We start from the raw sequence: 18882 nt of genomic DNA, 5'->3' as shown, positions 1-18882 counted from the left end.
CCGGGGCAGGGTGACCCTGCCCCGGATCCCACTCGTTAGCTAGCAGTACAGACGACGACATAGGGGACATAGTGCTCGACGTCAACTTCTTCGACGAGCTGCGCATCGGCCTCGCCACCGCTGACGACATCCGTCAGTGGTCCCACGGCGAGGTCAAGAAGCCCGAGACCATCAACTACCGCACCCTCAAGCCGGAGAAGGACGGGCTCTTCTGCGAGAAGATCTTCGGTCCGCAGCGGGACTGGGAGTGCTACTGCGGTAAGTACAAGCGGGTCCGCTTCAAGGGCATCATCTGCGAGCGCTGCGGCGTCGAGGTGACCCGCTCCAAGGTTCGCCGGGAGCGGATGGGTCACATCGAGCTGGCCGCTCCGGTGACCCACATCTGGTACTTCAAGGGCGTGCCGAGCCGGCTGGGCTACCTGCTGGACCTCGCCCCGAAGGACCTCGAAAAGATCATCTACTTCGCCTCGTACGTCGTGACGAGCGTGGACGCCGAAGCGCGTCACCGCGACCTCTCGACCATCGAGAACGAGATCCTGGCCGAGAAGCGGCAGGCCGAGAACAGCCGCGACTCGGAGATCGAGAAGCGGGCCGCCAAGCTGGAGGCCGACCTGGCCGAGCTGGAGGCCGAGGGCGCGAAGGCGGACGTCCGGCGCAAGGTCAAGGAGGGCGGAGAGCGCGAGATGCGCCAGATCCGCGACCGGGCCCAGCGCGAGATCGACCGCCTCGACGAGGTCCTCGACACCTTCCGCAAGCTGGAGCCGAAGCAGCTGGTCACCGACGAGCTGCTCTACCGCGAGCTGCGTGACCGCTTCGGTGAGTACTTCACCGGCAGCATGGGCGCCGAGGCGATCAAGGCCCTGGTCCAGAACATGGACCTGGAGGCCGAGGCGGAGAACCTCCGCGAGACGATCCGCTCCGGCAAGGGCCAGCGGAAGATCCGGGCGCTCAAGCGGCTCAAGGTCGTCGCGGCGTTCCAGAACACCCGCAACTCGCCGCTCGGCATGGTGCTGGACTGCGTCCCGGTCATCCCGCCGGACCTGCGCCCGATGGTGCAGCTCGACGGTGGCCGCTTCGCGACCTCCGACCTGAACGACCTGTACCGGCGTGTGATCAACCGGAACAACCGCCTCAAGCGGCTGATCGACCTCGGCGCGCCCGAGATCATCGTCAACAACGAGAAGCGGATGCTCCAGGAGGCCGTCGACGCGCTGTTCGACAACGGCCGTCGCGGTCGTCCGGTCACCGGTCCGGGTAACCGGCCGCTGAAGTCGCTGTCCGACATGCTCAAGGGCAAGCAGGGCCGGTTCCGCCAGAACCTGCTCGGCAAGCGCGTCGACTACTCCGGCCGTTCGGTCATCGTGGTCGGCCCGAAGCTCAAGCTGCACCAGTGCGGCCTGCCCAAGCAGATGGCGCTGGAGCTGTTCAAGCCGTTCGTGATGAAGCGGCTGGTCGACCTCAACCACGCGCAGAACATCAAGTCCGCCAAGCGGATGGTCGAGCGGCAGCGCCCGGTCGTGTGGGACGTGCTGGAAGAGGTCATCGGCGAGCACCCGGTTCTGCTGAACCGCGCGCCGACCCTGCACCGTCTGGGCATCCAGGCCTTCGAGCCGCAGCTGGTCGAGGGCAAGGCCATCCAGATCCACCCGCTGGTCTGCACCGCGTTCAACGCCGACTTCGACGGTGACCAGATGGCGGTCCACGTGCCGCTGTCCGCCGAGGCCCAGGCCGAGGCGCGGATCCTGATGCTGTCGTCGAACAACATCCTCAAGCCGGCCGACGGCAAGCCGGTCACCATGCCGACCCAGGACATGGTCATCGGTCTGTACCACCTCACCCACCTCACTCCGGGGGGCAAGGGCGAGGGCCGGGCGTTCAGCTCGGACGCCGAGGCGCGGATGGCGTACGACAACGGCGAGCTGCACCTGCAGGCTCCGGTCCGGATCCGGCTGCGCGACGTGGTCGGTGTGGACAACGGCGCCGGCGCCGAGCCGTGGACCGCCCCCGAGGGGTGGACCGAGGGCGAGCCGGTGACCGTGGAGACCACGCTGGGCCGGGTCCTGTTCAACGAGACGCTTCCCCCGGGCTACCGCTTCGTGAACTACGAGATCCGCAAGGGCCAGCTCTCCGCGATCGTCAACGACCTCGCCGAGCGCTTCCCGAAGGTGGCCCTGGCGGCCACCCTGGACGGGCTCAAGGAGGCCGGTTTCCACTGGGCCACCTGGTCCGGCGTCACCATCGGCATGGAGGACGTCATCGCTCCGCCGCGCAAGCGGGAGATCCTGGAGCGGTACGAGAAGGAAGCCGACCGGATCGACAAGCAGTACCAGCGTGGTCTGATGACCGCCGAGGAGCGCCGCGGCGAGCTCATCGAGATCTGGACCAAGGCGACCAACGAGGTCGCCAAGGAGATGGACACCGCGCTGCCGCAGGAGAACCCGCTGTGGAAGATGATCAACTCGGGTGCCCGCGGTAACCTGCTCCAGCTCCGGCAGATCGCGGCGATCCGTGGTCTGGTGGCCAACCCGAAGGGCGAGATCATCCCGCGGCCGATCAAGGCCAGCTACCGGGAGGGTCTGTCCGTGCTGGAGTACTTCATCTCCACGCACGGTGCCCGTAAGGGTCTCGCGGACACCGCCCTGCGTACCGCCGACTCGGGTTACCTGACCCGGCGTCTGGTGGACGTCTCGCAGGACGTCATCATCCGCGAGGAGGACTGCGGCACCGACCGTGCCATCCCGATGCAGATCGGGGAGCGGATCGACGGCAAGCTGGTCGTGCACGAGCACGCCGAGACCAGCGTGCACGCCCGGACGCTCGCCGACGACATCAAGGGGCCGGACGGCACCGTGGTGGCTCACCGCGGCCAGGACATCAACTCGATCCTGGTGGACGCGATCGTCGCCGCCGGGACCGAGACGGTGCGGGTGCGCAGCGTGCTCACCTGCGAGTCGAAGCTGGGCGTCTGCGGTGCGTGCTACGGTCGCTCGCTGCCGACCGGCAAGACCGTGGACGTCGGCGAGGCGGTCGGCATCATCGCCGCCCAGTCGATCGGTGAGCCGGGTACGCAGCTGACGATGCGTACCTTCCACACCGGTGGTGTCGCGGGTGAGGACATCACCCAGGGTCTGCCCCGTGTCCAGGAGATCTTCGAGGCCCGGGTGCCGAAGGGTAAGGCGCCCATCGCCGACACCCCCGGCCGCATCCGGATCGAGGACGGCGAGCGGTCCCGCAAGATCGTGGTCATCCCGGACGACGGCAGCGACGAGATCGTCTACGACAAGATCTCGAAGCGGGTCCGGCTCCGGGCGCACGACGGCGACCACGTCGAGGTCGGCGAGAAGCTCACCGAGGGCACCATCGACCCGCACGAGCTGCTGCGCATCCTCGGCCCGCGCGCGGTCCAGGTCCACCTGACCCAGGAGGTCCAGGAGGTCTACCGCTCGCAGGGTGTGCTCATCCACGACAAGCACATCGAGATCATCATCCGCCAGATGCTCAAGCGGGTGACTGTGATCGACTCCGGCTCGACCGAGTTCCTGCCGGGTGTGCTGGTCGACCGGGCGCTGTTCGAGTCGGAGAACCGCCGGCTCGTCGGCGAGGGTGGCGAGCCCGCCGCCGGTCGCCCGGTGCTGATGGGTATCACCAAGGCCTCGCTGGCCACTGACTCCTGGCTGTCGGCGGCCTCCTTCCAGGAGACCACCCGGGTGCTGACGGACGCGGCGATCCACGCCCGCAGCGACTCGCTGATCGGCCTCAAGGAGAACGTGATCATCGGTAAGCTCATCCCGGCCGGTACGGGCATCAGCAAGTACCGCAACGTCCGGGTCGAGCCGACCGAGGAGGCGAAGGCCAAGGTCTACTCGATGACCGGCTACCCGGAGACCGACTACGGCTTCGGGCCGGCCAGCGGCCAGGCGGTTCCGCTGGACGACTTCGACTTCGGGTCGTACCGCTGAGCAGGTCGTACCACTGAGCAGTAGGAAACGACGAGGCCCCCGGCATCCGCCGGGGGCCTCGTCGCGTCCGCAGTGCCGGGACCGGCTGCCTTCGGTCGGGATGGACGGCCGGGCCGGGGCATGATGGAGGGCATGACGACCGTGCCCGGGCAGGCGCCCGTCGTGCCGCAGGCGTACCGCCATCCGCACGACCCGGAGCCGGTCCGCTCCACCAAGGCCCGTGCGGTCTTCGCGCTCGGGCTGATCGGCGCGCTCACCGGTCTGTTCCTCGGCGGCGCGGTGCCGGCCACGATCGCGCTCATGCTCGCCCGGCAGGCGCGCCGGGAGGCGTACGCCTCGGGTGGTTACCTCACCGGCGCGGACTGGCTGCGGCGCGGCGAGCAGATGGCGCGGACCGGGCTGGTGCTGACCGTCGCCGCTGTGGTCGCGGCGGTGGTGATCGGTGTGGTGCGGGCCGCGGACGCCTCGTTCGGCCACGACTTCGCGCCGAACTTCGACTGACCCGGTGGGGGAGGGGGCCCGCGCCCGCCCACCCGGTGGTGATCGGCGACGGTAGCCTGGCCGGTGTCCGCCGCGCGGCGGGCGCGTGTGGACAGGAGGACCCCGTGACGGAACCGGCTCCGCCGGGAGGCGACCCGACCCGCCCCGGGCCGTACCCGCCGGGTCCCGCCTCCGCGCCGGCGCACCAGCCGGCGCCGTACGGGGCGTACCCGGGGAATCCGCCGGCGCACGGCGGCGGGTGGCCGGTGCCGGCGAGCGCGCCCGGCCACGGCGGCTGGGGTCCGCACGGCGGTCCGGCGTTCCCGCCGCCGCCGCCGGCCGAGGCGCCGCGGCCGCCGAAGCGGGTCGACGCGGTGCCGGGTACGCCGTTCGGTGTGGTCCACCTCGACGTGCCGCCGGTCACCTCGGGGCTGGCCATCGGGTCGCTCGTCGCGGGGATCGCCGCGATACTGGTGTCGCTGCTGGTGCTCTGCGTGGGTCTCGCCGCCCGCAACGTCGGCGGCGCCTGGGCGGCGGGCGCCTTCACAGTGCTGGGCGGGCTGATCGGTGCCGGCGCGGTGGTGGCCGGGCTGCTCGCCCGGCGGCAGATCCGGCGGCCGGCGCCGCCTCCCGCGGTCCGGTTCACCGGCGCCCGCCTGGCCGTCGCGGGGATCTCCTGCGGCGCGGTGGGGGTGCTGTTCGGCCTGATCGGGCTCGCCCTGGCCCTGGTGGTGCAGATCACGTGAGGTCCTCGCCGCGACGTCTGCGGCCGCTGACCTGGGTTGAGCGGTATGTCCGGGTGCCCGAAAGCCGGGCGGTGTCGGGGCCGCCGGGGCGCGCGGCGGACGAGCCGGTACACTTGTCACTGTAGGTGCCCATCGTTGGCGCATCGGCGACCCGGAGACCGGGAGGCGGACCGCGGGAGCGGTCCTTCCCGACCCATCCGTTTTGACCGGCGCGGCTGTGGTAGGTACTCTTTCCCCTTGTGCCCGGGCCTGCCCGGGCAATGCGTGCGTGCGCTGGAGCCGGTCAGCCGGTGATCGCGCGGTCGCACCACCAAGACCAGAACATCCGGTACGACGCGTCAGCGGCCGGCACCGGGACCGTGACTCGGGCGACACGCCCGACCGCGGGTGCTGGGGTCCCGTCAGGCGGCCCTGGTTGGAATGTAAGAGAGCCGCCCATCCGGACGGCTGGAGCAGACGGCGCGGTCGCCTCGCAGCGGCCGAAGGGAGCGGAGAAACCCGGTGCCCACCATTCAGCAGTTGGTCCGAAAGGGCCGTCAGGCCAAGACGACCAAGACCAAGACCCCGGCGCTCAAGGGGTCTCCCCAGCGGCGCGGCGTGTGCACCCGCGTGTACACCACCACCCCGAAGAAGCCGAACTCGGCGCTGCGCAAGGTCGCTCGTGTCAAGCTCAGCAGCCAGATCGAGGTGACCGCCTACATCCCGGGCGTCGGCCACAACCTTCAGGAGCACTCGATCGTGCTCGTCCGCGGTGGTCGTGTGAAGGACCTCCCCGGCGTGCGGTACAAGATCGTGCGCGGCTCGCTGGACACCCAGGGTGTCCGCAACCGCAAGCAGGCTCGCAGCCGTTACGGCGCGAAGAAGGAGAAGAGCTGACATGCCGCGTAAGGGACCCGCTCCGCGGAAGCCGCTGGTCGCTGACCCGGTGTACAACTCGCCCCTGGTCACCCAGCTGGTGAACAAGATCCTGCTGCGCGGCAAGCGTCAGCTCGCCGAGCGCATCGTGTACGCCGCCCTGGAGGGCTGCCGCGAGAAGTCCGGCACCGACCCCGTCGTCACGCTCAAGCGCGCGATGGACAACGTCAAGCCGACCCTCGAGGTGCGCAGCCGCCGTGTCGGTGGCGCCACCTACCAGGTTCCGGTCGAGGTCCGGCCGTCCCGTGCGACCACGCTCGGTCTGCGCTGGCTGGTGACCTACTCCCGGGCCCGGCGTGAGAAGACCATGGTCGAGCGGCTGATGAACGAGCTGCTGGACGCGAGCAACGGCCTCGGCGCCGCCGTCAAGCGGCGTGAGGACACGCACAAGATGGCCGAGTCCAACAAGGCCTTCGCGCACTACCGCTGGTAACACCTGAGGTTCCGGCGCCCACCGGCGCCGGAACCGCCACCAGTTGTGTCGAGACGACGATAAGTAGGGATTGAAGTGGCCGCCGCAGACGCGCTCGCCAACGTACGCAACATCGGCATCATGGCCCACATCGATGCCGGTAAGACCACTACCACCGAGCGAATCCTGTTCTACACCGGCATCACGTACAAGATCGGTGAGGTCCACGAGGGCGCTGCCGTCATGGACTGGATGGAGCAGGAGCAGGAGCGCGGTATCACCATCACTTCCGCCGCCACCAAGTGCGAGTGGAAGGGCCACACGATCCAGATCATCGACACGCCCGGCCACGTCGACTTCACGGTCGAGGTCGAGCGGTCGCTGCGTGTCCTGGACGGTGCGGTCGCGGTCTACGACGGCGTGGCCGGCGTGGAGCCCCAGACGGAGAACGTCTGGCGGCAGGCGGACAAGTACAACGTCCCCCGGATGTGCTTCGTCAACAAGCTCGACCGGACCGGCGCCGACTTCTTCCGCTGCGTGCAGATGATGATCGACCGGCTCAACGCCACCCCGCTGGTCCTCCAGATCCCGATCGGCGCCGAGTCCGACTTCATCGGCGTGGTCGACCTGGTCGAGATGCGTGCGCTGACCTGGCGCGGCGAGACCCAGAAGGGTGAGGACTACGCGGTCGAGGAGATCCCGGCCGACCTCGCCGACTCGGCCGCCGAGTGGCGCGAGAAGCTGATGGAGACCCTCGCCGACGTCGACGACTCGGTGATGGAGAAGTACCTCGAGGGCGAGGAGATCTCGGTCGACGAGATCAAGGCCGCCATCCGCCGGGCCACCATCGCCGGCAAGGCCAACCCGGTCCTCACCGGTACCGCCTTCAAGAACAAGGGCATCCAGCCGATGCTGGACGCGGTCGTCGCGTACCTGCCCTCGCCGCTGGACATCCCGGCGATCGAGGGTACGGCCACCGACGGCGAGACCCCGCTGCAGCGGAAGCCCGCGGTCTCCGAGCCGTTCTCCGGCCTGGCCTTCAAGATCCAGACCGACAAGCACCTCGGCAAGCTGACGTACGTCCGGATCTACTCCGGCACGCTCGAGTCCGGTTCTCAGGTGATCAACTCCACCAAGGACCGCAAGGAGCGGATCGGCAAGATCTACCAGATGCACGCCAACAAGCGGGAGGAGCGCAGCTCCGCCCAGGCCGGCGACATCATCGCGGTGCAGGGTCTGAAGCAGACCACCACCGGTGACACCCTGTGCGACCCGGCGAACCCGGTCATCCTGGAGTCGATGACCTTCCCGGAGCCGGTCATCGAGGTGGCCATCGAGCCGAAGACCAAGGCTGACCAGGAGAAGCTCAGCACCGCCATCCAGCGGCTGGCCGAGGAGGACCCGACCTTCCGCGTCAAGCTGGACGACCAGACCGGTCAGACGGTCATCTCCGGCATGGGCGAGCTGCACCTGGACATCCTGGTCGACCGGATGCGCCGCGAGTTCAACGTCGAGGCGAACATCGGTAAGCCGCAGGTGGCGTACCGCGAGACGATCCGCCGCAAGGTGGAGAAGATCGAGTACACCCACAAGAAGCAGACCGGTGGTTCCGGCCAGTACGCCCGCGTGATCATCAGCGTGGAGCCGCTGCCGCTGGGCAACGACGCCCCGACGTACGAGTTCGCCAACGCCGTGACCGGTGGCCGCATCCCCCGGGAGTTCATCCCCTCGGTGGACGCGGGCGCGCAGGACGCCATGCAGTACGGCATCCTCGCCGGCTTCCCCCTGGTGGGCGTCAAGCTCACCCTGGTGGACGGCCAGTACCACGAGGTCGACTCGTCGGAGATGGCGTTCAAGATCGCCGGCTCGATGGCGATGAAGGAGGCGGCCCGCAAGGCCGACCCCGCTCTCCTCGAGCCGATGATGGCCGTTGAAGTCACCACTCCTGAGGAGAACATGGGTGACGTCATCGGCGACCTCAACTCCCGGCGTGGCATCATCCAGGCGATGGAGGAGCGCAGCGGCGCTCGCGTCGTCCGGGCCCTGGTGCCGCTGTCGGAGATGTTCGGCTACGTCGGCGACCTGCGGTCGAAGACCCAGGGCCGGGCTAGCTACAGCATGCAGTTCGACTCCTACGCCGAGGTTCCGAACTCGGTGGCCAAGGAGATCATCGCCAAGGCGACGGGTGAGTGACACTCACCCTCGGCTGATCCGATGACGCGAGGGCGGTCGCGGGAGGGTTCTCCCGCCCGCGGCCACCTCGATCGGGTTGCGTGAGACCGGGCCTGTAGGCTTCATCGCCGCAGAACCCACAAAAGCTCTCCGGCCTTCCGGCCGGAAAGGCTGTCGACAGAGTCCTAAGCGCCGAACGGCGCGCCGGGGCGAACGAACCAAGAAAGTCCACAGGAGGACACCAGTGGCGAAGGCGAAGTTCGAGCGGACTAAGCCGCACGTCAACATCGGCACCATTGGTCACATCGACCACGGTAAGACGACGCTGACGGCGGCCATCACCAAGGTCCTGCACGACCAGTACCCGGACCTGAACCCGTACACGCCGTTCGACGAGATCGACAAGGCGCCGGAGGAGAAGGCCCGCGGCATCACGATCTCCATCGCGCACGTCGAGTACCAGACCGAGGCGCGTCACTACGCGCACGTCGACTGCCCCGGTCACGCCGACTACATCAAGAACATGATCACCGGTGCCGCGCAGATGGACGGCGCGATCCTGGTGGTGGCGGCGACCGACGGCCCGATGCCGCAGACCCGCGAGCACGTGCTGCTGGCCCGTCAGGTCGGTGTGCCGTACATCGTCGTGGCGCTCAACAAGAGCGACATGGTCGACGACGAGGAGCTCCTGGAGCTCGTCGAGCTCGAGGTCCGTGAGCTGCTCTCCTCGCAGGAGTACCCGGGTGACGACCTGCCGGTCGTCCGGGTCTCGGCGCTGAAGGCCCTGGAGGGTGACCCGGAGTGGACCGGGAAGCTCCTGGACCTGATGAACGCCGTGGACACCGCGATCCCGCAGCCGGAGCGCGAGACCGAGAAGCCGTTCCTCATGCCCATCGAGGACGTCTTCACGATCACCGGTCGCGGCACCGTGGTCACGGGCCGCGCCGAGCGCGGCATCCTCAAGCCGAACGAGGAGGTGGAGATCGTCGGCATCCGTGAGAAGTCGATGAAGACCACCTGCACCGGCATCGAGATGTTCCGCAAGCTGCTCGACGAGGCCCGCGCGGGTGAGAACGTCGGTCTGCTGCTGCGCGGCATCAAGCGCGAGGACGTCGAGCGCGGCATGGTCGTCATCAAGCCGGGCACCACGACCCCGCACACGGAGTTCGAGGCGACGGTCTACATCCTCTCCAAGGAGGAGGGCGGCCGGCACACCCCGTTCTTCCAGAACTACCGCCCGCAGTTCTACTTCCGGACCACGGACGTCACCGGCGTCGTCACGCTGCCCGAGGGCACCGAGATGGTCATGCCGGGCGACAACACCTCGATGACGGTGAAGCTGATCCAGCCCATCGCCATGGAGGAGAACCTGAAGTTCGCGATCCGCGAGGGTGGTCGTACGGTCGGCGCGGGTCGCGTCACCAAGATCATCAAGTGAGCTGGGTAACCCCGATTAGCGTTGCCGCCGGTCGTGCGGCATACTAGTCAGGTTGCGTAACGACAGTCGGTCACCTGCGTCCGGTTGACGCTGGACCTCCGGGAGTCAGACTGTCTCGCGTAGGGTGTTGGTCGCCATCGGCGGTCAACCACCCTCGCGCGGCGTCCAGGTCGCGGTCCCCGCGATCGGCGCCATGACCCACCGCGTGGTCAGAGAATCGCTCCGGAGTCCCGGGGCGGAGCCTGGCCCACGGGCGCGACACGCCCGACCGCGGGGGTCGGCGGAAGTGGGCCTGTGCCAGCCGGCACAGGCGCCCGCAACACAGCGGCATCGAGAGAAGGAACAGAAGCCACCATGGCGGGACAGAAGATCCGCATCCGGCTCAAGGCCTATGACCACGAGGTCGTCGACTCCTCGGCTCGGAAGATCGTCGAGACGGTGACGCGTACCGGGGCGCAGGTCGCTGGCCCGGTGCCGCTGCCCACGGAGATCAACCGTTTCTGCGTCATCCGCTCGCCGCACAAGTACAAGGACTCGCGCGAGCACTTCGAGATGCGTACGCACAAGCGTCTGATCGACATCATCGACCCGACCCCGAAGACGGTCGACTCGCTCATGCGCCTCGACCTGCCGGCTGGCGTCGACATCGAGATCAAGCTGTAGGGACCGGACAAATGGACAGGCAAGTCAAGGGGATCCTGGGCGCCAAGCTCGGCATGACCCAGGTCTGGGACAACAACAAGGTTGTGCCCGTGACCGTGGTTCAGGCCGGCCCGTGCGTCGTGAGCCAGGTTCGTAGCGCCGACAAGGACGGCTACTCCGCGGTCCAGCTGGCGTACGGGGTCATCGACCCGCGCAAGGTCAAGAAGCCGATCGCCGGGCACTACGCCAAGGCGGACGTCGCGCCGCGCCGGCACATCGTCGAGCTGCGCACCTCCGACGCCGCGGACTACGCGCCGGGCCAGGAGGTCACGGTCGAGGAGTTCCCGGCCGGCGTCGTGATCGACGTGACCGGCAAGACCAAGGGCAAGGGCTACGCCGGCCCGATGAAGCGGCACGGCTTCCACGGCCTGCGTGCCAGCCACGGTGTCGAGCGCAAGCACCGCTCGCCCGGCTCGATCGGCGCCTGCGCGACCCCGGGTCGCGTCTTCAAGGGCACCCGGATGGCGGGCCGGATGGGTGGCGTGCGCTACACCGTCCAGAACCTGACCGTCCAGGCGGTCGACACCGAGAACAACCTCCTGCTCGTCCGCGGCGCCATCCCCGGCCCGAAGGGCGCGCTGGTCCTGGTCCGCACCGCGGCCAAGGCGAAGGTGAAGAAGGGCGGTGCGGCCAAGTGACCACCGTTGACGTCATCAACGTCGAAGGCGCCAAGAGCGGCTCCGTGGAGCTGCCGGCCGACATCTTCGACGCGCAGGCCAACATCGCCCTGATGCACCAGGTCGTGGTGGCCCAGCTCGCGGCGGCCCGCCAGGGTACGCACAAGACGAAGACCCGCGGCGAGGTCTCCGGTGGAGGCAAGAAGCCGTACAAGCAGAAGGGCACCGGTCGTGCCCGCCAGGGCTCGACCCGCGCGCCGCAGTTCGCCGGCGGTGGCGTGGTCCACGGCCCGGTGCCGCGCGACTACAGCCAGCGCACCCCGAAGAAGATGAAGGCCGCCGCCCTGCGTGGCGCCCTCTCCGACCGGGCCCGCGCCGGCCAGGTGCACGTCGTCGAGGCGTTCGTCTCCGGTGAGAAGCCGTCCACCAAGGCGGCCCTGGCCACGCTGACCAAGCTGACCCAGGCCCGTCGGGTCCTGGTCGTGCTGAGCAGCACCGACGAGCTGAACTGGGTGTCGCTGCGGAACCTGCGCAACGCGCGGGACAGCCGGGTGCACCTGATCGAGGCCGGCCAGCTCAACACCTACGACGTGCTGGTGGCCGACGACGTGGTCTTCACCAAGGAGGCCCTGGACGAGTTCCTGGGCGTTCCCGCCGAGACCACCGAGGAGGATGGCAAGTGAGCACGATCGCCGATCCGCGTGACGTCATCGTCGCGCCGGTCGTCTCGGAGAAGAGCTACAGCGAGCTGAACCGCAACTGGTACACCTTCCTGGTGCACCCGGACGCAAACAAGACCGAGATCAAGATCGCTATCCAGCAGATCTTCAACGTCCGCGTCCTGACGGTCAACACGCTCAACCGCGAGGGCAAGCGCAAGCGGACCCGTACCGGGTTCGGCAAGCGCAAGGACACCAAGCGCGCGATGGTGAAGCTGGCTGACGGTGACCGTATCGAGGCCTTCGGCGGCCCGGTCAGCTGAGGGGTGTAGACAATGGCTATCCGTAAGTACAAGCCGACGACGCCGGGCCGGCGTGGCTCGAGCGTTGCCGACTTCGCCGAGATCACCCGGTCGACGCCCGAGAAGTCGCTGCTGGCTCCGCTGCCGAAGAAGGGCGGACGCAACGCCCACGGCCGGATCACCACGCGGCACCACGGTGGCGGCCACAAGCGCCAGTACCGTCTGATCGACTTCAAGCGGGTCGACAAGGACGGCGTGCCGGCGAAGGTCGCCCACATCGAGTACGACCCGAACCGCACCGCGCGCATCGCGCTGCTGCACTACGCCGACGGCGAGAAGCGCTACATCATCGCGCCGAAGGACCTGAAGCAGGGCGACCGCGTCGAGTCCGGTCCGGGCGCCGACATCAAGCCGGGTAACAACCTGCCGCTGCGCAACATCCCGGTCGGTACCACCATCCACAACGTGGAGCTGCGTCCGGGCGGCGGCGCCAAGCTGGCCCGCTCGGCCGGCGTCGGCATCCAGCTGCTCGGCCGTGAGGGCGCGTACGCGACCCTGCGTATGCCGTCCGGTGAGATCCGGCGTGTGGACGTGCGCTGCCGCGCCAGCATCGGCGAGATCGGCAACGCCGACCAGTCGAACATCAACTGGGGTAAGGCCGGCCGTATGCGGTGGAAGGGCAAGCGCCCGACCGTCCGTGGTGTCGCGATGAACCCGGTCGACCACCCGCACGGTGGTGGTGAGGGTAAGACCTCCGGTGGTCGCCACCCGGTCAACCCGCAGGGTAAGCCCGAGGGCCGCACCCGTCGTAAGGGCCAGCCGAGCGACCGGCTGATCGTCCGCCGCCGCTACGCCACGCGTAAGCGCGGCTGAGGGAGATAAGACATGCCTCGCAGCCTGAAGAAGGGCCCGTTCGTCGACGACCACCTGCTCAAGAAGGTGGAGACGCAGAACGACAAGGGCTCGAAGAACGTCATCAAGACCTGGTCGCGGCGCTCGACGATCATCCCGGAGATGCTGGGTCACACGATCGCCGTGCACGACGGACGCAAGCACGTCCCGGTTTTCGTGACCGAGGCCATGGTCGGGCACAAGCTCGGCGAGTTCGCGCTGACCCGCACGTTCAAGGGTCACGAGAAGGACGACCGGAAGAGCCGCCGGCGCTGACGCCGCGGGCATACGGATAGAGGAACAAGGGGTTACAGCGATGCCAGGAAAGGGCGACGCTCCGGTGCTTCCGGGCGCGCGGGCGGTTGCGCGGCACGTGCGCATCTCGCCGATGAAGGCGCGCCGGGTGGTCAACCTCGTCCGCGGCCTGCCCGCGAAGGAGGCGCTCACGGTGCTGCAGTTCGCGCCGCAGGCTGCGAGCGAGCAGGTGTACAAGGTGCTCGCGAGCGCGATCGCCAACGCGGAGAACAACGAGCGGCTGGACCCCGACGCGCTGCTCGTCAGTGAGGCGTTCGTCGACGAGGGCCCGACCATGAAGCGGTTCCGGCCGCGGGCGCAGGGCCGGGCCTACCGGATCCGCAAGCGCACCTGCCACATCACCGTGGCGGTCGAGGCGGTTGCGCCGGCCGCGCCGAAGAAGTCGGCGAAGAAGGCCGCTCCGGCCAAGCCGGCCGCTGAGGAGCAGAGCACGACGGAGGGTGCCGAGTAATGGGTCAGAAGGTTCACCCGACCGGGTTCCGGCTCGGCATCTCGACCGACTGGAAGTCCCGCTGGTTCGCGGACAAGCTCTACAAGGACTACATCGGCGAGGACGTCAAGATCCGCCGCATGATGTCCAAGGGCCTCGAGCGCGCCGGCATCTCCAAGGTCGACATCGAGCGCACCCGGGACCGGGTCCGCGTCGACATCCACACCGCCCGGCCGGGCATCGTCATCGGCCGTAAGGGTGCGGAGGCCGACCGGATCCGCGGCGAGCTGGAGAAGCTCACCGGCAAGCAGGTCCAGCTGAACATCATCGAGGTGAAGAACCCCGAGTCGGACGCGCAGCTGGTCGCCCAGGGCGTCGCCGAGCAGCTGTCCAGCCGGGTCAGCTTCCGTCGGGCCATGCGCAAGGCGATGCAGTCCGCGATGAAGAACCCCGCCTGCAAGGGCATCCGGGTTCAGGTCTCGGGCCGTCTGGGCGGCGCCGAGATGAGCCGGACCGAGTTCTACCGCGAGGGCCGGGTTCCGCTGCACACGCTGCGGGCCAACATCGAGTACGGCTTCTTCGAGGCCCGTACCACCTTCGGCCGGATCGGCGTGAAGGTCTGGATCTACAAGGGCGACGCCGTCCCGGGCCGCGAGGCCCCGGCCGAGGCCGCCCCGTCGCGCGGCCCGCGCCGCGACCGTGGCGACCGGCCGGACCGGCCGCGCCGTGGCCGCTCGGGCTCGTCCGGTACGACCGCCGGTGGCACCGAGGCCGGCCGGGCTGCCGCGACCACCATCGCGCAGCAGGCGGAGACGCCGGCCGGTGAGCCGGTCGACAGCGCTGCGGTCGCCGCGGCAGCTTCGGCTCCGGCGGCTACCCAGCCGGCAGAAACGCAGCAGGAGGGCTGACAGATGCTGATGCCGCGCAAGCCCCCGAAGGGCTTCCGCAAGCCGCACCACCCGGACCGCAGTGGCGCGTCCAAGGGTGGTAACCGGGTGGTGTTCGGCGAGTTCGGGATCCAGGCTCTCGAGCCGGCGTACGTGACCAACCGCCAGATCGAGTCGGCGCGTATCGCGATGACCCGTCACATCAAGCGTGGCGGCAAGGTCTGGATCACGATCTTCCCGGACCAGGCCCTCACCAAGAAGCCTGCCGAGACCCGGATGGGTTCCGGTAAGGGTTCGCCCGAGTGGTGGGTCGCCAACGTGAAGCCGGGGCGGGTCCTCTTCGAGATGTCCTTCCCCAACGAGCAGATCGCGCGAGAGGCGATGCGTCGCGCGATCCACAAGCTCCCGATGAAGTGCCGCATTGTTACGCGCGAAGTGGGTGAATCCTGATGGCAGCGGGCGTCAAGCCCTCCGAGCTGCGTGAGCTCTCCGAGGAGGAGCTGGTCACGAAGTTGCGCGAGGCGAAGGCGGAGCTGTTCAACCTCCGCGTGCAGGCCGCAACCGGGCAGCTGGACAACAACCGGCGGCTGCAGGTCATCCGTCGGGAGATCGCCCGGATCTACACGATCATGCGTGAGCGTGAGCTGGGTCTCTCGGCCGCGCCGACTGAGGTGACTGCATCATGAGTGAGAACACCACCGCCCCCGCGCGGTCCCGCCGCAAGGTTCGCGAGGGCCTCGTGGTCAGCGACAAGATGGACAAGACCGTCGTGGTCGAGGTCGAGGACCGCGTCAAGCACGCGCTGTACGGCAAGATCATGCGCCGTACGCGCAAGCTGAAGGTGCACGACGAGCAGAACTCGGCCGGCATCGGCGACCGGGTCCTGATCATGGAGACCCGGCCGCTGTCCGCCACCAAGCGCTGGCGGCTCGTGGAGATCCTCGAGAAGGCCAAGTAGCGAAGGCTCGAGCTCGGCCGGGTCCCGGTCGGGCGCAGGTTCCGCCAGGCTCCGGCCGCCCCGAGCGGCCGGAGAACCGGCAGACATAGGAGATAGACGTGATTCAGCAGGAGTCGCGACTGCGCGTCGCCGACAACACGGGTGCCCGGGAGATCCTGTGCATCCGGGTGCTCGGCGGCTCCGGTCGGCGCTACGCGAGCATCGGCGACGTCATCGTGGCGACCGTCAAGGACGCGATCCCCGGTGCCGGTGTGAAGAAGGGCGACGTCGTCAAGGCCGTCGTCGTTCGGACCGCCAAGGAGAAGCGGCGGCCGGACGGGTCGTACATCCGCTTCGACGAGAACGCCGCCGTCATCATCAAGGACGGTGGGGACCCGCGCGGTACCCGTATCTTCGGCCCGGTGGGCCGGGAGCTGCGGGACAAGCGGTTCATGAAGATCATCTCTCTCGCGCCGGAGGTGTTGTGACCGTGAAGGTCAAGAAGGGCGACACGGTCGTCGTCATCGCCGGCAAGGACAAGGGTGCCAAGGGCAAGGTCATCGCGGCCTACCCGCGGCAGGACAAGGTCCTGGTCGAGGGCGTGAACCGGGTCAAGAAGCACACCCGCATCAGCACCACCCAGCGTGGCGCCAAGACCGGTGGCGTCGTCACCCAGGAGGCCCCGATCCACGTCTCGAACGTGATGGTCCTGGACTCCGACGGCAAGCCGACCCGCGTCGGCTACCGGATCGACGACAACGGCCAGAAGGTCCGCATCGCGCGTAGCACCGGTAAGGACCTCTGATGACCACGGCTACCGAAACCAAGACCCTGCCGCGCCTCAAGGAGCGGTACCGCAACGAGATCGTGGGCGAGCTGCAGAAGCAGTTCGAGTTCGCCAACCCGATGCAGGTGCCGCGGCTGGTCAAGATCGTCGTCAACATGGGTGTCGGCGAGGCCGCTCGCGACGCCAAGCTGATCGACGGGGCCGTCCGCGACCTGGCCACCATCACCGGCCAGAAGCCGCAGGTCCGGCGGGCCACTAAGTCCATCGCGCAGTTCAAGCTCCGCGAGGGCATGCCGATCGGCGCGAAGGTCACCCTGCGCGGCGACCGGATGTGGGAGTTCCTGGACCGGCTGCTCTCGATCGCGCTGCCGCGTATCCGTGACTTCCGCGGCCTGGACGGGCGCAAGCTCGACGGGCACGGCAACTACACGTTCGGCCTGACCGAGCAGTCGGTGTTCCACGAGATCGATCAGGACAAGATCGATCGCCAGCGGGGCATGGACATCACGGTGGTCACGACCGCCACGACCGACGACGAGGGCCGGGCGCTGCTCAAGCTCCTGGGCTTCCCGTTCAAGGAGAACTGAGATGGCCAAGAAGGCGCTGATCATCAAGGCGGCCGCGAAGCCGAAGTTCTCGGTTCGCGCGTACACCCGCTGCCAGCGGTGCGGGCGTCCGAAGGCGGTCTACCGCAAGTTCGGTCTCTGCCGGGTGTGCATCCGGGAGATGGCCCACCGCGGTGAGCTGCCCGGCGTGTCCAAGGCTTCCTGGTAATAGCCCGGCGCGCTCCGGCGCGTCAGCTGAACTGTCTCTTCGCCGTAGGCCCCGGGCCTGGCCCGGGGAACCCCGGCGAGAAAGGTTGACGAGTTTTCATGACGATGACCGACCCGATCGCAGACATGCTCACGCGTCTGCGTAACGCCAACCAGGCGTACCACGACCGGGTGACGATGCCCTACTCGAAGATCAAGGCGAACATCGCCGAGGTCCTCAAGGCCGAGGGTTACATCGCCACCTGGTCGGTCGAGGAGCCCGAAGAGGGCGCCGTCGGCAAGCGACTGGTCGTCGAGCTGAAGTACGGCCAGAACCGCGAGCGGAGCCTGGCCGGCATCAAGCGCGTGTCCAAGCCCGGTCTCCGGGTGTACGCCAAGTCGGACGGGCTCCCGCGGGTGCTCGGCGGGCTGGGCGTGGCGATCATTTCGACGTCCCAGGGGCTGCTCACCGACCGGCAGGCCCGCAAGCGGAGCGTTGGCGGGGAAGTCCTCGCCTTCGTCTGGTAACGGGAGACAGGTAGAAATGTCGCGTATTGGACGTAAGTCGATCCCGGTGCCTGCCGGCGTCGACATCACGATCGACGGCCGGACCGTCAAGGTCAAGGGCCCCAAGGGCGAGCTGAGCCACGTGCTGGCCGAGCCGATCACGGCGGAGCGGGGCGAGGACGGCGAGCTGCACGTCAACCGGCCCAACGACGAGCGCAAGGCCAAGGAGCTGCACGGCCTGAGCCGTACGCTGGTGGCCAACATGATCGTCGGTGTCACCGAGGGCTACCGCAAGAGCCTGGAGATCGCCGGCACCGGTTACCGCGTGACCGCCAAGGGCAAGGACCTGGAGTTCGCGCTCGGGTTCTCGCACCCGGTGCTGGTGCAGGCGCCGGACGGCATCACCTTCACGGTCGAGAAGCCGACGCTGTTCCATGTGGCCGGCATCGACAAGCAGCAGGTCGGCGAGGTCGCCGCCAACATCCGGAAGATCCGTCCGCCGGAGCCCTACAAGGGCAAGGGCGTGAAGTACCAGGGCGAGGTCATCCGCCGCAAGGCTGGAAAGGCAGGTAAGAAGTGAGCGCCACGCTGCTCAAGCGCCGCCGCGGCGTCGCCGCCAAGCGTGCCGTCGGGCGTGCGCGTCGGCACTTCCGGGTCCGCAAGAACGTCAGCGGCACCGCCGAGCGTCCCCGCCTGGTCGTCACCCGCTCCCTGCGCCACGTGGTGGCCCAGGTCGTGGACGACACCAAGGGTCACACCCTGGCGTCGGCCTCGACCATGGACGCCTCGCTGCGCGGCGCCGAGGGCGACAAGAGCGCCCTGGCCGGCAAGGTCGGCGCGCTGCTCGCCGAGCGCGCCAAGGCCGCCGGCGTCTCGAAGGTCGTCTTCGACCGCGGTGGCAACCGGTACGCGGGGCGTGTCGCCGCGCTTGCCGACGCCGCCCGCGAAGCCGGGCTCGAGTTCTAGAAACCCCG

25 protein-coding genes are annotated in these 18882 nt (G+C 68.5%); all 25 read left to right on the top strand.

From position 1 onward, the window contains the following. Positions 1-71: 71 nt before the first annotated feature. The 25 genes from Q3W68_RS11815 (at position 72) to rplR (ending at position 18874) form a co-directional block, all read left to right on the top strand. Positions 72-3959, top strand: a complete 3888-nt coding sequence (locus tag Q3W68_RS11815; RefSeq protein ID WP_135242077.1) for a DNA-directed RNA polymerase subunit beta' — start codon at positions 72-74, stop codon at positions 3957-3959. A 132-nt stretch (positions 3960-4091) separates the two neighbouring features. Beyond that, the gene (locus tag Q3W68_RS11810; protein ID WP_302905436.1) at positions 4092-4460 is read left to right on the top strand and encodes a hypothetical protein; all 369 of its coding nucleotides are present in this window, start codon (positions 4092-4094) and stop codon (positions 4458-4460) included. 353 nt (positions 4461-4813) lie between these two features. After that, a complete protein-coding gene (locus Q3W68_RS11805) occupies positions 4814-5185 on the top strand; it encodes a hypothetical protein (protein ID WP_302905696.1) in 372 nt (123 codons plus the stop codon). A 501-nt stretch (positions 5186-5686) separates the two neighbouring features. Next, entirely contained in the window at positions 5687-6061 is a 375-nt protein-coding gene (gene rpsL, locus Q3W68_RS11800) for a 30S ribosomal protein S12 (protein ID WP_007465318.1), read from the top strand. Between the two features lies 1 nt (position 6062). Then, positions 6063-6533, top strand: a complete 471-nt coding sequence (rpsG, locus tag Q3W68_RS11795) for a 30S ribosomal protein S7 (RefSeq protein ID WP_013288637.1) — start codon at positions 6063-6065, stop codon at positions 6531-6533. 75 nt (positions 6534-6608) lie between these two features. Then, complete coding sequence (gene fusA, locus Q3W68_RS11790; RefSeq protein WP_302905435.1) at positions 6609-8705, top strand: elongation factor G; 2097 nt, start codon at positions 6609-6611, stop codon at positions 8703-8705. A gap of 223 nt (positions 8706-8928) precedes the next feature. Then, positions 8929-10122: an elongation factor Tu gene (tuf, locus tag Q3W68_RS11785; protein ID WP_013288635.1), complete on the top strand. Its 1194-nt coding sequence runs from the start codon at positions 8929-8931 to the stop codon at positions 10120-10122. Positions 10123-10476: 354 nt separating this feature from the next. Next, positions 10477-10785 carry a 30S ribosomal protein S10 gene (rpsJ, locus tag Q3W68_RS11780; protein ID WP_007073037.1) on the top strand — a complete coding sequence of 103 codons (309 nt, stop codon included), beginning with the start codon at positions 10477-10479 and terminating at the stop codon, positions 10783-10785. 11 nt (positions 10786-10796) lie between these two features. Then, a complete protein-coding gene (gene rplC, locus Q3W68_RS11775; protein ID WP_013288634.1) occupies positions 10797-11462 on the top strand; it encodes a 50S ribosomal protein L3 in 666 nt (221 codons plus the stop codon). Then, positions 11459-12124 carry a 50S ribosomal protein L4 gene (gene rplD, locus Q3W68_RS11770; RefSeq protein ID WP_013288633.1) on the top strand — a complete coding sequence of 222 codons (666 nt, stop codon included), beginning with the start codon at positions 11459-11461 and terminating at the stop codon, positions 12122-12124. Before rplC ends, rplD begins: the two co-directional genes overlap by 4 nt. Continuing rightward, on the top strand, positions 12121-12423 hold the full coding sequence (gene rplW / locus Q3W68_RS11765) for a 50S ribosomal protein L23 (RefSeq protein ID WP_013288632.1): 303 nt from the start codon (positions 12121-12123) through the stop codon (positions 12421-12423). Before rplD ends, rplW begins: the two co-directional genes overlap by 4 nt. A 12-nt stretch (positions 12424-12435) precedes the next feature. Continuing rightward, the gene (rplB, locus tag Q3W68_RS11760; RefSeq protein ID WP_013288631.1) at positions 12436-13275 is read left to right on the top strand and encodes a 50S ribosomal protein L2; all 840 of its coding nucleotides are present in this window, start codon (positions 12436-12438) and stop codon (positions 13273-13275) included. A gap of 12 nt (positions 13276-13287) precedes the next feature. Further along, on the top strand, positions 13288-13569 hold the full coding sequence (rpsS, locus tag Q3W68_RS11755) for a 30S ribosomal protein S19 (RefSeq protein WP_007073032.1): 282 nt from the start codon (positions 13288-13290) through the stop codon (positions 13567-13569). Between the two features lie 40 nt (positions 13570-13609). Continuing rightward, a complete protein-coding gene (gene rplV, locus Q3W68_RS11750; RefSeq protein ID WP_018784552.1) occupies positions 13610-14059 on the top strand; it encodes a 50S ribosomal protein L22 in 450 nt (149 codons plus the stop codon). Next, positions 14059-14946 (top strand): 30S ribosomal protein S3, encoded by an 888-nt coding sequence (gene rpsC, locus Q3W68_RS11745; protein ID WP_091426398.1) that lies wholly within the window; start codon positions 14059-14061, stop codon positions 14944-14946. Before rplV ends, rpsC begins: the two co-directional genes overlap by 1 nt. A gap of 3 nt (positions 14947-14949) precedes the next feature. After that, positions 14950-15375: a 50S ribosomal protein L16 gene (gene rplP / locus Q3W68_RS11740; RefSeq protein ID WP_007465292.1), complete on the top strand. Its 426-nt coding sequence runs from the start codon at positions 14950-14952 to the stop codon at positions 15373-15375. Next, complete coding sequence (gene rpmC, locus Q3W68_RS11735) at positions 15375-15611, top strand: 50S ribosomal protein L29 (protein ID WP_013288628.1); 237 nt, start codon at positions 15375-15377, stop codon at positions 15609-15611. Before rplP ends, rpmC begins: the two co-directional genes overlap by 1 nt. Beyond that, complete coding sequence (gene rpsQ / locus Q3W68_RS11730) at positions 15608-15883, top strand: 30S ribosomal protein S17 (protein ID WP_128137051.1); 276 nt, start codon at positions 15608-15610, stop codon at positions 15881-15883. The genes rpmC and rpsQ overlap by 4 nt, the downstream gene beginning before the upstream one ends. A 98-nt stretch (positions 15884-15981) precedes the next feature. Next, positions 15982-16350 carry a 50S ribosomal protein L14 gene (gene rplN, locus Q3W68_RS11725; protein ID WP_007073026.1) on the top strand — a complete coding sequence of 123 codons (369 nt, stop codon included), beginning with the start codon at positions 15982-15984 and terminating at the stop codon, positions 16348-16350. Beyond that, a complete protein-coding gene (gene rplX, locus Q3W68_RS11720) occupies positions 16347-16667 on the top strand; it encodes a 50S ribosomal protein L24 (protein WP_302905434.1) in 321 nt (106 codons plus the stop codon). Before rplN ends, rplX begins: the two co-directional genes overlap by 4 nt. Further along, the gene (gene rplE / locus Q3W68_RS11715) at positions 16667-17236 is read left to right on the top strand and encodes a 50S ribosomal protein L5 (RefSeq protein ID WP_013288625.1); all 570 of its coding nucleotides are present in this window, start codon (positions 16667-16669) and stop codon (positions 17234-17236) included. The genes rplX and rplE overlap by 1 nt, the downstream gene beginning before the upstream one ends. Before the next feature lies 1 nt (position 17237). Then, positions 17238-17423: a type Z 30S ribosomal protein S14 gene (locus Q3W68_RS11710; protein WP_007465272.1), complete on the top strand. Its 186-nt coding sequence runs from the start codon at positions 17238-17240 to the stop codon at positions 17421-17423. A 98-nt stretch (positions 17424-17521) separates the two neighbouring features. Continuing rightward, complete coding sequence (gene rpsH, locus Q3W68_RS11705) at positions 17522-17929, top strand: 30S ribosomal protein S8 (RefSeq protein WP_013288624.1); 408 nt, start codon at positions 17522-17524, stop codon at positions 17927-17929. Positions 17930-17945: 16 nt separating this feature from the next. Next, complete coding sequence (gene rplF / locus Q3W68_RS11700) at positions 17946-18488, top strand: 50S ribosomal protein L6 (RefSeq protein WP_073828942.1); 543 nt, start codon at positions 17946-17948, stop codon at positions 18486-18488. Further along, the gene (gene rplR, locus Q3W68_RS11695) at positions 18485-18874 is read left to right on the top strand and encodes a 50S ribosomal protein L18 (RefSeq protein WP_013288622.1); all 390 of its coding nucleotides are present in this window, start codon (positions 18485-18487) and stop codon (positions 18872-18874) included. Before rplF ends, rplR begins: the two co-directional genes overlap by 4 nt. The last annotated feature ends 8 nt before the right edge of the window (positions 18875-18882 follow it).

The organism is Micromonospora sp. C28ISP2-4 (assembly GCF_030519385.1).
In the GTDB taxonomy this organism is placed as follows: Bacteria; Actinomycetota; Actinomycetes; order Mycobacteriales; family Micromonosporaceae; genus Micromonospora; species Micromonospora tulbaghiae.
The sequence above is the reverse complement of the archived record's forward strand: the minus strand, read 5'-3'. Positions and strand labels throughout refer to the sequence as shown.